This is a genomic window from Saccharothrix sp. ST-888, from assembly GCF_000955975.1.
Taxonomy (GTDB): domain Bacteria; phylum Actinomycetota; class Actinomycetes; order Streptomycetales; family Streptomycetaceae; genus Kitasatospora.
Window position 1 is genome coordinate 26,620 of the sequence record NZ_JYJF01000018.1, and the last position, 13,022, is coordinate 39,641.

Below are 13,022 nucleotides of genomic sequence, written 5' to 3' on the forward strand. Positions count from 1 at the left end.
AGGCTCCGCGAACCTGCCTGAACGCTCGGCGATTCCGCTCGAACGCTCCGCAGACCCGGCCCGGCCGGCTCCGGCCCCGTCGAGCCAGGTCCGTGGCGGCCCTGGACTAGCCGACTGGTCGCTCGGCCCGGGGAAGGCCGGCGATGATCAGGTCGAGGGCGAATTCGAATCGCTGGTCGAAGTTGTCGGGGCCGACGTACGGCAGGACCGCGGCCAGGGCCGGGTAGGTGTCGGCCGGGACCTGGTCCGGGAGGAGGGCCGGTGCGGTCTCCTGGGCGGCCTGCTGTTCCTGGGTGAGGCCCAGGGTCAGGTAGAAGATCGTCCAGTGGGTCCATGCGGCCGTGCGCGGCGAGTGGCCGGCCGCCAGCAGGGTGGCGATCACGGTGTCGGCGTAGCGCAGCGTGCGGGGCTCGGCTGCGAAGACGCCGGCGACCATTCTGGCGGCGTCGCGGTGGGAGAGCAGTGCCGTGCGGCAGCGGCGGCTCAGTTCCTTGAGCCGGTCGGGGAACGTCTCGGGCAGCGGCTCGTCGAGACAGTGCATGAGAAGTTGGTCGGAGGCCAGTTCGAGCAGGCGGCCCTTGCTGGAGGCGTGCCAGCGGACGGTGTTGTGCTGCACGCCGAGCCGGGCCGCGACGGCGCGCATGGTCACGCCGTCCAGCCCGTGCTCGTCGAGGAGCGCCAGCGTGGCGGCGACGATCTCGCCCCGTGTCGTACTCATCCGATGCGCCTTCCCGGTCGGCTTCCGCGCCCCTGTTGTCCAATGGACAATTCTAGGGCATGCTCATTCTTGTCCAACGGACAAGAGCGAGAGGAAGTGGTTGTCATGCTCGACGTGCTCATCGCCGGGGCCGGCCCGGTGGGGCTCTGGCTGGCCGCGGAGTTGCGCCTGCACGGGGTGGAGGTGACCGTCGTGGAACGCCGGGCGGCACCGGACGGACGGTCGCGCGCGGTCGGCATGCAGGCCGGCACGCTGGACACCTTCGCCACCCGCGGACTCGCGGAGCGGTTCATCGAACGCGGCACCCCGGTGCCGACCGGCCACTTCGGGGCGGCGACCACCAGGCTGGACTTCTCCACGGTCGGGGCAGTGCACCCGTTCATGCTGGCGCTCGGTCAGTCCGTCACCGAACAGCTCCTGGAGGAGCACGCGGTTTCCGTGGGCGCCCAGGTGCTGCGCGGGGAGGAAGTCGTCTCGCTCAGCCAGGGGCCGGACGCCGTCGAGGTGGTGATCCGGGCCGGCGGCACCCACCGGACCGTGCGGGCCCGCTGGGTAGTGGGCTGCGACGGCACCCGCAGCGCGGTGCGCCAGGCGGCCGGCATCGACTTTCCCGGTCAGGACACCACGCTGACCGGGTGGCTCGCCGACGTCGAACTCGACGATCCGCCCACCGCGCCGCTCGCCGCCACCGGGCCGGCCGGTTCGTTCCTGGCGGCCCCGATCGGCGACGGCGTCCACCGGCTGGCGGGCCTGTCCACGGCCACCATGCACCGTGGCACCGGCGAACCGCTGACCCTGGAGGAGGTACGCGAGCAGACCCGCGCGCTACTGGGACGGGACCTGGGCATGCGCAACCCCCGGTGGCTGTCGCGCTACGGCAACGCCACCCGCCAGGCCGCGCGGTACCGGGCCGGACGGGTGCTGGTGGCCGGGGACGCGGCGCACATGTTCTTCCCGGCCGGTGGGCAGGGCATGAACCTCGGTATCCAGGACGCCACCAACCTGGGCTGGAAGCTGGCCGCCACTCTCCAGGGCCGGGCGCCCGACGGACTGCTCGACAGCTACGACACGGAGCGCCGGCCGGCCGCCCGCGCCGTCATCGACAACACCCGCGCGCAACTCGCCCTGTTCGCCGCAGCGAGCCCGGAGCAGATCGCGCTGCGCGAGGTCTGGTCCGCCGCGCTGGCCGAAGCAGAGACCAACCGTCAGTGGGCCCGCCGGATCGCCGGCTTCGACGATCCGCTCCCCGCCGACACCGCACCCGGCGCGCACCCGCTGAACGGCACGCGACTGGCCGGCCTCGCCCTGGACACGGCCGACGCACCCAGCGCCCACCCGCTGATGCACCACGGCCGGCCGCTGCTGCTGGACCTCGGCGGGACGCGGACGCCGTGCCCCACGGATGGCCTGGAACAGCGAGCAGCTGTCGTCAACGCCGAAACAACGGAGCCGATCTGGCTGGACGTCACCGCCGTCCTCATCCGGCCGGACGCCCGGATCGCCTGGGCCAGCACCGACACCGACCCGCAGCGCCGGGCCTCGGACTGTCTCACTGCCCTGCGCACCCTGTGCCGCTGAGCGCGCTCGGTGATCCCACCCGCCGGACCCGCTCGGTGCCCCTCTCTCACGGACCAGGCCGGATCAGCGCGCGACTCCCCCAGCCCCAGCCGGGGGCACCCCCATCCATGCGTGCATCGCAAGGCGGGGCACCTCCCGGCCGAAGGCTGGAGGCGTGCGTGTTCTGGGGGCTCTTCCCGGCCAGAGGCTAGTGGGCAGCCTGCTGAGGGGCCTGTGCGCCGCCCCCCGCCTTCACCGCGTTCACCATCGCCTGGTGGATGTTCCGCGCGGTCGACTCGTCCTCGGCCGGCACCGGACTGCCCTGCACCGTGAACCAGTCCAGCGCACCCGAGTACTGCACCGTGCACCTGGCCTCCCCGTCGATCCACATGGTGTGCACCGTGAGATCCCCGCTGATCGCGCCGATCTCCTTGGTCAGCACCCCGCCCCGCCCGGACAGGATCCCCTGAGTGGTCCAGGTGGCCCAGGAGACCGCGCTGCCGGCCGGCGATTGACCCCGCTGCTCGTCGCTCATGCGCCTATCTTCCCCCGGTAGGCCGCCCCCCACCCGGCAGCGACACCACCGACTGCCTCACCCGAACGAGCCGCCGCCGCACCCGAAGGGCCGAACCCCGGACACCCCGGCGGCCCAGCGGCGGCCACCCGGACGGAGGGCTAGCATCAGGAACATGGGACAGCGACCCGTCGCGTCCACTGCGCCGCACCTGGTGCTGGAGACCGGCGACATCTCGCAGGAGATGAGCCCGAGCCGTGAGTACCACGTAGGACGTGACCCCGCCGGAGAGATCGTCCTCGACGACCCGCGGGTCTCCTGGCACCACGCCGTGCTCCACACCGACGACGGCCACTGGACGCTCGACGACACCGAAAGCACCAACGGCACCTGGACCGGCGGACAGCGGGTCCATCACCTCGATGTAGGCCCCGGCACCACGCTGCGCTTCGGCAACCCCGACGACGGACCGACCGCGACCCTGCGCGCCGTTCCCACGCCGACCGCCGTCGCGCCGACGACCTCCGGGCTCACCTCGATCACCGGCTCCACCCGGGCACCGACCACCGTCCGGCACCTGCCCGCCCGGATCATCCGGATCGGCCGGGCCACCGACAACGACCTCGTCGTGCCCGACCTCTCCGTCTCCCGCCACCACGCCGAGCTGCGCGCCACCCCCGACGGCCGCTACGAGATCGTCGACCTCGACAGCCACAACGGCACCTACCTCAACGGCCAGCCCGTCCAGCAGGCCCAGGTCGGCACGAGCGACCTGGTGGGCATCGGCCACGCCATGTTCTGCCTGGTCGGGGACGAGCTCCAGGAGTTCGTCGACACCGGCGACATCGACCTCGACGTCGAGGACCTGGTGGTCACCGTCGCCGACGACCGCCGGCTGCTCGACGGCATCACCTTCCCGGTCGCGCAGGACTTCCTGGTGGCGGTCGCCGGGTCCAGCGGTTCCGGCAAGTCCACCCTGCTCAACGCGCTCACCGGGCTGCGCCCCGCCGACCAGGGCACCGTCAGCTACGACGGCCGCGACCTCTACCACGACTACGCCGAGCTGCGCAGCCGGATCGGCGTCGTCCCGCAGGACGACATCCTGCACACCCAGCTCACCGTCCGCCGTGCCCTGGGCTACGCCGCCGAGCTGCGCTTCCCCGGCGACACCGCCGGAGCCGAACGCGCCGCCCGGGTGGAGGAGGTGATCGGCGAACTCGGCCTCGGCAAGAGCGCCGACCAGGTCATCGCCAACCTCTCCGGCGGCCAGCGCAAACGGGTCAGCGTCGCCCTGGAGCTCCTCACCAAGCCCTCGCTGCTCTTCCTCGACGAGCCCACCTCCGGCCTGGACCCCGGCATGGACCGCTCCGTCATGCAGATGCTGCGCGAACTCGCCGACGACGGCCGCACCGTCGTCGTGGTCACCCACAGCGTGCTCAGCCTCGACCTGTGCGACCGCCTGCTGCTGCTCGCCCCCGGCGGCCGGATCGCCTACTACGGCCCGCCCGCCGAGGCCCTGGAGTTCTTCGGCTACAGCCACTGGCCCGAAGCTTTCGAGGCCTTCGAGAACGACACCGGCCGCGACTGGGCGGGCGAGTACCGCGACTCCACCGCCCACCGCCGCTACATCGCCTCCGCGATGCACCCGCCCGGCCGGGCGGCACCGCCCACCACCCCCCCGGTGGCGCCGCCGCCCCCGCAGGGCTGGTGGTCCCAACTCGGCACCCTGGTCCGCCGCTACAGCACCGCGCTGGCCACCGACCGGACCTTCCTCGCGGTCATGATCGCGCTGCCCTTCGTGATGGGCGCGATGGCCCGGGCCCTGGCGGGCGGCAAGCTCACCGCGAGCGGCGCCACCAGCGCCCTGCTCATCCTCTGCGTCGGCGCAGTCCTCACCGGCGCGGCCAACGCGGTGCGCGAACTCGTCAAGGAACGCGCCATCTACCAGCGCGAACGAGCCGTCGGCCTGTCCAGATCGGCGTACCTCTGCTCGAAGATCGTGGTCCTCGGGACCGTCACCGTGATCCAGTCCGTGGTCCTCACCCTGGTCGCCCTGATCGGGGTACGGCTGCGCCCGCAGGGTGGCAGCGGCGTGCTGCTGCCACCACTCGCCGAGATCACCACCGCCGTCGCGCTGCTCTCCTTCACCGCCATGATGCTCGGCCTGGTGATCTCCGCCCTGGTCCGCCGCGAGGAGGTGACCATGCCGCTGCTGGTGCTGCTCGCCATCGTCCAGGTGGTCTTCTGCGGAGCCCTGCTCGCGCTCTACAGCGTGCCCGTGGTCAACCAGCTGTCCTGGCTGGTGCCCTCCCGCTGGGCGTTCGCCGCCATGTCCGCCACCGTCGACATGCACCGGATCGTGCCCGGCAAGCTCACCGCCGACCCGTTCTTCGCCCACCGTACGGGTACCTGGCTGCTCGACCTGGGCGCCCTGGTGGCGCTCTCGGTGGTCTTCGGCATCGTGGTGGTCCGGCTGCTGCGGCGGCACGAGCCCGCCGTCATGCGCCGGTAGCCGGACGGGTCGACAGGAGGCGCCGATGAGCAGCCCGCACCACCCGGACGGCCCGGACCGGGATCCGTACGCGTTCCGGCCCACCCACGTCGTCCCCGAGGACGGCCTGCCGACCTGGGCCGGGCCCGACACCTCCCGGCCGAGCGCCCGGCTGGACCCGCTGCTGCCGGTCCGCCTCACCGACACCAGCGGCAACTGGGCCCGCATCGTCTGCGCCAACGGCTGGAGCGCCTGGGTGGACGGCCGACTGCTCGTCGCCCTTCCCAACCGCCCGCCGGGCAGCGTCCAGCCGCTCGGCACCACCGAGGACCCCCGGCCGCTGCTCGACGCCCTGGAACGCACCCTCGCCGCCTACCGCGACCTGGTCGACCGGTTCGCCGCCGGCCGGCTGGACCTCGACACCTTCCGGCGCCAGGCGGGCGCGCTGCGGATCGGCGCGGTGATCGACGGCCCGTCCGCCTGGCTGCTCGACCTCGACCACGGCCGCTGGTACTACTGCGACGGCACCCGCCTGCAGACGTACGCCGCGGTCGAGCCGCCCACGACCGGATAGCGGACCCGGATGAACACCGCCGCCTACGAGGACCTGACCGGCCGCCAACTGGCCGGGTACCGGCTCGGGCCGCAGATCGGCCGGGGCGGGATGGCCGTCGTCTACCGGGCGGAGGACCTGCGGCTCGGCCGTACGGTCGCGATCAAGCTGCTCGCACCGGAACTGGCCCGCAACGACGTCTTCCGGCAGCGCTTCGCCCGCGAGTCCCGGGCCGCCGCGGCCATCGACCACCCGCACATCGTCCCGGTGTACGAGGCGGGCGAGGTGGACGGCGTGCTCTTCATCGCCATGCGCTACGTCGCCGGACGCGATCTGGGCGTGCTGCTGGACCGGCAGGGCCCGCTCTCCGTCCCCCAGACGGTCCGGATCATCGCCCAGGTCGCCTCCGCACTGGACGCCGCCCATGCCCACGACCTGGTCCACCGGGACGTCAAACCCGGCAACATCCTGATCGCCGAGGGCCCCGACGCCGACCGACCGGAACACGCCTACCTGACCGACTTCGGCCTCACCAAGAAGTCCCTCTCGCTGAGCGGACTGACCACCGTGGGCCAGTTCGTCGGCACCCTCGACTACGTCGCGCCCGAGCAGATCAGCGGCCGCCCGGTGGACGGACGCTGCGACCTCTACAGCCTGGGCTGCGTGGTCTTCGAGGTCCTCACCGGCGCACCGCCGTTCCGGCGCGAGGACGACCTCGCCCTGCTCTGGGCCCACCTGAACGACCCCGCGCCGCTGATCACCGCGGCCCGGCCCGAGCTGCCCGGCGCGCTCAACGCGGTCCTCGTGAAGGCGCTCGCCAAGACCCCGGACGAGCGCTACGACAGCTGCCTCGGCTTCGTGGCGGCGCTGCGGGCCGCCGGGGAGTCCGGGGACCGGGCGGCGGCCGTCCCGGTCATCACCACGCTGCCCGGGGCGAGTCCGGCACCCGAACCCCGGCCGCAGCCGCAGCCCGGGACCGAGACCGGGGCGGTACCCGTGCCGCCCGCCTGGGCCTGGCCGGTCTTCGGCGCCCGGGACGGCACCGCCGGCTGACGGCCTGACCGGCCCACCACGGTGGACCAGGAGTCCACGGCCGACCGGCGTACCGCTCTACCGGCCGACCTCGCGGGCCTGGAAGTCCTCCACCGTCTCCCGGCGGATCAGCAGCCGGGCGCGCCCGTCGCGGACGGCGACGACCGCCGGGCGGCCGACCAGGTTGTAGCCGGAGGCCATGGACAGCTGGTACGCCCCGGCGGCCGGTACGGCCAGCAGGTCGCCCGCACGCAGGTCGGCGGGCAGTTCGGCGGCGTGCACCAGGACGTCGCCGGCCTCGCAGTGCCGGCCGACCACGTCGATGACGGCGGTCGGGGCACCGGAGACCCGCCCGACCAGCCGGACGGCGTAGGAGGAGCCGTACAGGGCGGGGCGCGGGTTGTCGCTCATCCCGCCGTCGACGGCGGCGAAGGTCCGGCCGTCGGCGGCGTGCTTCACCGACAGCACCCGGTAGAGCGCCACGGCGGCCGGCGCGGCGATCGCCCGGCCCGGTTCGACGAGCAGGCGCGGGACCGCGAGGCCGTGCTCGGCGCACCGGGCGGCGAGGTGCCCGCTCACCCGGGCGGCGAAGTCGGCGAGGTCGAGCTCCTCCTCACCGGGGCGGTAGCGCACACCGTGGCCGCCGCCGAGGTCCAGCTCGGGGAGTTCGACGCCGTGCCGGTCACGGATCTCCGCCAGCAGCAGGACCAGCCGGTCCAGGGCGGCCAGATAGGGCTCGACCTCGGTGATCTGGGAGCCCAGGTGGCAGTGCAGGCCGGCCAGTTCGAGGCTGGGCTGGGCGAGCACCCGGCCGACCGCCTCCGCCGCGTCACCGCCGGTGATCCCGAAGCCGAACTTCTGCCCGTCGACCCCGGTCCGGACCGCCGCGTGGTGCCCCGCCGCGACGCCCGGCAGCACGCGGACCAGGACCCGCTGCGGGGTGTCCGCGATGGCGAGTGCGGCCAGCCGGGGGATCTCGGCGAGGCCGTCGATGACGATCCGGCCGACCCGCAGCCGCCGGGCGAGCCGGAGCTCCTCGGGGCTCTTGGCGTTGCCGTGCAGCAGGATCCGCTGCGGCGGGAACCCGGTCGCGGCCGCCAGCCGCAGTTCGCCCGCCGAGCAGACGTCCAGGCCCAGCCCCTCCTCGGCGATCCAGTCGGCCAGCGCGCTGCACAGGAACGCCTTCGCCGCGTACAGCACCTGGGCCTGCGGCAGAGCGCTGCGATAGGCCCTCGCACGGGTCCGCACCTCGTCCTCGTCCAGGACGTACAGCGGGGTGCCGAACCGGTCGGCGGCCTCCGCCAGGCCGACCCCGCCGACCAGCAGTTCGCCGCCGGTCCCCGCGCGGGCGGAGGCGGGCCACGGGCTGCCGACCGGCGGCCCTCCGAGCACTCGGCCCGGACGTTCGGCGGGGGCGGCGAGGGCGACCTGGGTCTGGGTCATGGCGGACGGCTTCCTTCCACGCGCGACGCGAGCCCCTGGCACCTTCGGCCCGCCGTCCCAGTGGATGCCCGCCGAACCCCGGCCGCACCGCGCCTTGACGCGTGGCCTACGCGGATCACGCCCGCTTTGACGACACCCTGACAGCGCGGGTGCCCCCACCGGCCCCGGAACGGTGGGTCAAACGGTGGCTCAGGGGCGCCCGGTCCGCCGGGGTCGGCTGCGGGCCAGCAGGCCGCCGAGCAGGCCGGCGACCGCGCCCCACAGGGCGCCGAGCGGAACGGTGACCAGCAGGTCGGGGCTGAGGTGGAGGCCGCCCGCGCCGCTGTCCAGGCCGAGCAGGGACAGGCCGAACTCGGCGGAGACCGTGGTGAGCAGCCCGATCGCCAGCACGGCGACGGCCAGCGCGACGGCCAGGTTCAGCGCGTAGCGCCACAGCGGCAGCCGGTCGGGGGAGTGCAGCGCGGCGCCGACGCCGGTGAGCAGGACCATGACCACGGCCAGCGCCAGCAGCAGCCAGCTGCGGCCGTCCTGCTGGGAGAGCGAGGACAGGTCGAGGGTGACATCGCTGGTCCGGGACGCCTGGAGGACCGAGGCGAGCGGCTCGGGGACCGGCAGGCCGATGGTGCCCGCCGAGTGGCCGTGCCAGGAACCGCCGATGCCGACGCCGAGCGCGATCCAGGCGAGGTTGGGCAGCGCGAGCAGCAGGACGGCGATGGTGTCGCGCGGATGACCGTCGGTGGCGGCCGACACCAGTCCGACGACCAGGCCCACCAGGACGTACCCGGTCAGCAGGGTCAGCACGGCGTGTCCGGCCGGTCTGACGGTGGCGTGCAGGCGCAGCAGGTGCCGGGGCAGCGGCGCGCGCCGGGCGATCAGGAAGGCCAGCAGCAGGACCCCGCAGAGCCAGGCCAGCCCGATGCCCACGGTCGCCGCCGGGGCGGCCCGGAACCCCACGGTCGGTGCGCCGCCGAAGATGGTGCCGAGCTGGTCCAGCAGCGAGTCGCCGGTGGGGACGGTGAAGGTGTGCTGGGCGAACTGCCGTACCAGGAGCAGCAGAGCGAGCCAGAGCGCCGCCGTACGGACGGTGCGTCCGGCCAGCTCGACGGGCCCGACGAGGGCCCGGTGCCGGAGCGGCCGGAGGAAGACGGCACCGCCCACCAGCGCCCCGACCAGGGTGACCGACAGCGGCAGACCGGTGATCCCGCCCTGGGCCTGGGCGATGAACGCGGCGCTGCCCGTGAGGTCGAGCGGCACACCGACGGCCAGCAGCACGGTGGCGGCCACGACATACGGGAAGGCGCCCTCCGGCAGCGCCTCGGCCCCGGCGGCCCAGAGCCCGAGCGCGGCGACGACGGCCATGACCACCAGCGGGGCGACCGCAGCGGCCAGCGCCTCCGCCCAGAGCCGGAGTTGGCGGCCTACGGCGTTCGCCGGACGGCCGGACGGGGACTGGCCCGGCACCGGCTCGGCGGCTGTGGACCGGCCGGACGGCGGCCGGTCGGGTGGAGGTTGGTGACGCGGAGGTTGGTCACTCGGCTGCACGCGGTCTCCCGACGAGTGTGTGTCCCCCGGGACGGGCTTCCTTCCGACTGCTCCCAGCTTCGGCCACGTCGCGGGCATCGGCGACTGCTCGGACCGGTTCGGGGCGATCCGCCAGCGGTTGCGGGGTGCGGTTAGGGCCAGCAGAGAATGAGAGCCGGGGAGGAGTCCGGAGGACGGACGAGAGGACCGACGAGGCGAGCGAGACGGGGGAGAGCAGCCCAGTCCTGGAGGATTCCCGTGACTTCCCAGCCGCCGCCCCCGGAGGGGCCCGACGAACGTCCTGGCCGGCACTCCGGCGGACAGCCGAACGAGCCGATCGCCGATTCCCCGGCCGATTCCCCGACCGACTCGTCGGACGTGCCGCCGGACCTGCCGCCGAAAAGGCGTCCGACGGAGCGCCCGGAAAGGCCATCGCACGAACCGACGGTGGCAGGCCCGTACGGGCCGCCGAGCGGCTCGGACCCGGGAGCGGGAGCCGGTACCGGATCAGGGGCAGGCACGGGAACGGGTGCCGGCGAAACGCCGACGGGACCTCCGCGCGGGCCGCTCCTGGGGCCGGGCACCGGGGCCGGCGCCGGGGCTGGTCCGGGCGCCGGGGTTGGGACTGGTGCCGGTGCCGGGGCTGGTTCGGGACCGCCGTCCAAGCCCCGTTGGCTGGCCGGCTTCCCCGGTGGACCGGGGCGTCGTCGCAAGCCCGGGCCCGGGTGGAGCAGAGGCCGGACGATCGCTCTGGTGGCGGCGGTGGTCGTGGTGGCCGGGGCGGTGACCTTCGTGCTGACCAACCGCACCACCGGGGGCAGAGCCACCTCGCAGGTGGTGCTGCAACCCGTGAGCGCTGTGGGCCCCGACCCGTTCACGGGCTCGGTCGCGACGCAGCCGACCGCGCCGTCGGCATCGCCGTCCGGGAACGGGAGTTCGGCGGCCGCAGGCGGTTCCGCGACGGTGACCGCCTCGGTGGGTACCAGTGCCGGGCAGTCGGTCCAGGGCACCCAGACGGGCCTGTACGGGGGCAGCACCTCGGCCGACAGCTGCGACGTCCCCAAGCTCGCGGGCTTCCTCGCCTCCGACCCCGCCAAGGCCCGCGCCTGGGCGGGAGTGGAGGGCATCGAGCCCGGCGCGATCGGCACGTACCTCCAGACGCTGACGCCGGTCGTCCTGCGGGCCGACACCCGGGTGACCAACCACGGCTTCAGTAACGGCTCGGCGACGGCGTTCCAGGCCGTGCTTCAGGCGGGTACGGCGGTCCTGGTCGACGCCCACGGGTCCCCCAGGGTCCGCTGTGCCTGCGGCAACCCGCTGCTGCCGCCGGCCCTGAGCGCCAAGCCCAGCTACCTGGGCACGCCCTGGCCGTCCTTCCGGACCCAGACGGTCGTGGTGGTGATCCCGGCACCGAGTCCGATGCCGCAGCTCGTGGTGGTGGACCCGTCCAGCGGCGCATCGTTCGCGAAGCCCGTCGGCCCCACGGGTGCCGCCACCGCCACCGGCCCGGCCACCGGCAGTCCCCCGGGTACGGGCGGGAGCGCTCCGGGTACGGGCGGGAGTACGCATCCGACGGCAGGCGCGAGCGCGAGCCATGGCACGAGTGCGGCCACCGGTTCGGGTGCGGGCAGTCCGGGTGAGACCAGTCCAGGTGGGACGAGTCCGCATACGACCGCTCCGGGCGTGACAAGTCCGGGCGCGACAAGTCCGGGCGCGACAAGTCCGGGCACGACCGCTCCGGGCACGACAAGTCCGGGCACGACAAGTCCGGGCACGACAAGTCCGGGCACGACAAGTCCGGGCACGACAAGTCCGGAGACGGCCACCGGCAGCGGTACCGGCTCCGGTCCCACCGGGGCTGCGAGCGCCGAGCAGACCCCGAGCGAGCTGCCGACCCCGAGCGGAATGCCGACCTCGAGCGGAATGCCGACCTCGACGGTGCCGCCGAGCCCGCTCCCGAGTGACCTGTCGTCCGGACCCGGCTAGACCGGTTCCCGGCGCGGGTGAGGGAGACTGGGAGCATGTGTCGGAGTATCAAGACGCTGCGGCCTCCGGTGATGCCCGAAGTCACCCAGGAGGACATCCACGCGGCGGCGTTGCAGTACGTACGGAAGGTTTCCGGGTTCCGGGCGCCCGCCGCACACAACCAAGAGGTGTTCGACCGGGCGGTGGAGGCGGTGGCCGAGGCCACCCGCGAGCTGCTGGACGACCTGGTGGTCCGCGGCGCACACACCGGCTGACCCGAACCGACCAGGATGGGCCCGCACGGACCAGGGCGCCGGACCGGGGCACCGAGGCAGGCCCCGGGTGACGCCAGGGCCCACGCGGCCCTGCCCGCCGGTGGCCGGGACGGTGGCACGGGCGGTCCGTCAGCCCAGGAACCCCCGGAGCAGTGCGGCGGTGGCCTCCAAGTGCTCCTCCGTCGCCCGGCGGGCGCGGTCGATGTCGCCGGCCAGGATCGCCTCGGCCATCGCGCGGTGCTGCTCGGAGGCGTTCTCGATGTTGCGGTCCAGGATCGGGATGGCGTTGAGCAGGTCGTTGAGCCGCATCCGGATCTCGGCGACGCCTGCGGCCAGCGAGTGGGAGCCGGTGAGTTCGGCGATCGCCAGGTGGAACCGGGAGTCGAGTTGCCGGTACCCGGCCGGGGTGGCCTGCTCCAGGTCGGCGAGCCGGCTGCGCAGATGGTCGACCTGATGATCCGTCAGCATGCGCCTGGCGGCCTGTTCGGCGGCGCCGGTCTCCAGGACCATCCGGTAGGTCAGCGCGTCCTCCAGCTCGGCGCCCATGTGGCGGACGGCGCGGCGGAGTTCGCCGAGGTCGGGCGGCGGCTGGCGGTAGGTGACGAAGGTGCCGCCGTAGCGGCCGCGGCGGGATTCGACGCAGCCGGCCTGCTGGAGCGAGCGGATCGCCTCGCGCAGCGTCTCGCGGCTGATGTTGAGCCGGGCGGCGAGTTCGCGTTCGGGGGGCAGTCGGTCGCCGTGCTCGAAGATGCCGAGTTTGATGGCCTCCAGGAGCCGCTGGACCGTCTCCTCGAACGCGTTGCCGGTCCGGACGGGCCGGAAGATCGCGCCGCCCTGCCAGTCCGTGCGTATCCCGCGTCTGTCTGCCTGCTCCACGTGGGCATCGTACCGAGGGATTCGCACAGACGGGTCGGCGAACGGATCGGATCCGTCCCGGGGGAGCTGTTCCGGTA

11 protein-coding genes are annotated in these 13,022 nt (G+C 73.8%); 6 read left to right on the top strand and 5 right to left on the bottom strand.

Annotation, left to right across the window (positions count from 1 at the left end; all coding sequences use genetic code 11):
* Positions 1-106: 106 nt before the first annotated feature.
* Positions 107-718 (bottom strand): TetR/AcrR family transcriptional regulator C-terminal domain-containing protein, encoded by a 612-nt coding sequence (locus UK12_RS09435; protein ID WP_045301721.1) that lies wholly within the window; start codon positions 716-718, stop codon positions 107-109.
* A gap of 105 nt (positions 719-823) precedes the next feature.
* On the opposite strand from UK12_RS09435, the gene UK12_RS09440 reads away from it, so the two are divergent.
* Positions 824-2,296 (top strand): FAD-dependent monooxygenase, encoded by a 1,473-nt coding sequence (locus tag UK12_RS09440; protein WP_045301723.1) that lies wholly within the window; start codon positions 824-826, stop codon positions 2,294-2,296.
* 187 nt (positions 2,297-2,483) lie between these two features.
* On the opposite strand, the gene UK12_RS09445 is transcribed toward UK12_RS09440, so the two are convergent.
* Positions 2,484-2,810, bottom strand: a complete 327-nt coding sequence (locus tag UK12_RS09445) for a hypothetical protein (RefSeq protein WP_045301725.1) — start codon at positions 2,808-2,810, stop codon at positions 2,484-2,486.
* Between the two features lie 154 nt (positions 2,811-2,964).
* Between UK12_RS09445 and UK12_RS09450 the strand changes: the two genes are divergently transcribed.
* From UK12_RS09450 to UK12_RS09460, 3 genes are read left to right on the top strand one after another with little or no spacing between them, the layout of a single operon-like run.
* The gene (locus tag UK12_RS09450) at positions 2,965-5,301 is read left to right on the top strand and encodes an FHA domain-containing protein (protein WP_045301727.1); all 2,337 of its coding nucleotides are present in this window, start codon (positions 2,965-2,967) and stop codon (positions 5,299-5,301) included.
* 25 nt (positions 5,302-5,326) lie between these two features.
* Positions 5,327-5,854, top strand: a complete 528-nt coding sequence (locus tag UK12_RS09455; protein WP_045301729.1) for a hypothetical protein — start codon at positions 5,327-5,329, stop codon at positions 5,852-5,854.
* 9 nt (positions 5,855-5,863) lie between these two features.
* A complete protein-coding gene (locus tag UK12_RS09460) occupies positions 5,864-6,886 on the top strand; it encodes a serine/threonine-protein kinase (RefSeq protein ID WP_045301731.1) in 1,023 nt (340 codons plus the stop codon).
* Positions 6,887-6,943: 57 nt separating this feature from the next.
* On the opposite strand, the gene lysA is transcribed toward UK12_RS09460, so the two are convergent.
* Both lysA and UK12_RS09470 read right to left on the bottom strand, forming a co-directional pair.
* Positions 6,944-8,308: a diaminopimelate decarboxylase gene (lysA, locus tag UK12_RS09465; protein ID WP_082119458.1), complete on the bottom strand. Its 1,365-nt coding sequence runs from the start codon at positions 8,306-8,308 to the stop codon at positions 6,944-6,946.
* 189 nt (positions 8,309-8,497) lie between these two features.
* Positions 8,498-9,769, bottom strand: a complete 1,272-nt coding sequence (locus UK12_RS09470; RefSeq protein WP_045301733.1) for a streptophobe family protein — start codon at positions 9,767-9,769, stop codon at positions 8,498-8,500.
* An 813-nt stretch (positions 9,770-10,582) separates the two neighbouring features.
* Between UK12_RS09470 and UK12_RS43120 the strand changes: the two genes are divergently transcribed.
* Both UK12_RS43120 and UK12_RS09480 read left to right on the top strand, forming a co-directional pair.
* Positions 10,583-11,815: a DUF6777 domain-containing protein gene (locus UK12_RS43120; RefSeq protein ID WP_052681742.1), complete on the top strand. Its 1,233-nt coding sequence runs from the start codon at positions 10,583-10,585 to the stop codon at positions 11,813-11,815.
* Positions 11,816-11,850: 35 nt separating this feature from the next.
* Positions 11,851-12,069 carry a DUF2277 domain-containing protein gene (locus UK12_RS09480; RefSeq protein WP_045301735.1) on the top strand — a complete coding sequence of 73 codons (219 nt, stop codon included), beginning with the start codon at positions 11,851-11,853 and terminating at the stop codon, positions 12,067-12,069.
* A gap of 129 nt (positions 12,070-12,198) precedes the next feature.
* On the opposite strand, the gene UK12_RS09485 is transcribed toward UK12_RS09480, so the two are convergent.
* On the bottom strand, positions 12,199-12,945 hold the full coding sequence (locus UK12_RS09485; RefSeq protein WP_231591113.1) for a FadR/GntR family transcriptional regulator: 747 nt from the start codon (positions 12,943-12,945) through the stop codon (positions 12,199-12,201).
* Positions 12,946-13,022 lie beyond the last annotated feature (77 nt).

Excerpts from the sequence above, each read along its gene's own strand:
- UK12_RS09435 (WP_045301721.1), bottom strand. The coding sequence starts at position 718 with ATGAGTACGACACGGGGCGAGATCGTCGCCGCCACGCTGGCGCTCCTC.
- UK12_RS09440 (WP_045301723.1), top strand. The coding sequence starts at position 824 with ATGCTCGACGTGCTCATCGCCGGGGCCGGCCCGGTGGGGCTCTGGCTG.
- UK12_RS09445 (WP_045301725.1), bottom strand. The coding sequence starts at position 2,810 with ATGAGCGACGAGCAGCGGGGTCAATCGCCGGCCGGCAGCGCGGTCTCC.
- UK12_RS09450 (WP_045301727.1), top strand. The coding sequence starts at position 2,965 with ATGGGACAGCGACCCGTCGCGTCCACTGCGCCGCACCTGGTGCTGGAG.
- UK12_RS09455 (WP_045301729.1), top strand. The coding sequence starts at position 5,327 with ATGAGCAGCCCGCACCACCCGGACGGCCCGGACCGGGATCCGTACGCG.
- UK12_RS09460 (WP_045301731.1), top strand. The coding sequence starts at position 5,864 with ATGAACACCGCCGCCTACGAGGACCTGACCGGCCGCCAACTGGCCGGG.
- lysA (WP_082119458.1), bottom strand. The coding sequence starts at position 8,308 with ATGACCCAGACCCAGGTCGCCCTCGCCGCCCCCGCCGAACGTCCGGGC.
- UK12_RS09480 (WP_045301735.1), top strand. The coding sequence starts at position 11,851 with ATGTGTCGGAGTATCAAGACGCTGCGGCCTCCGGTGATGCCCGAAGTC.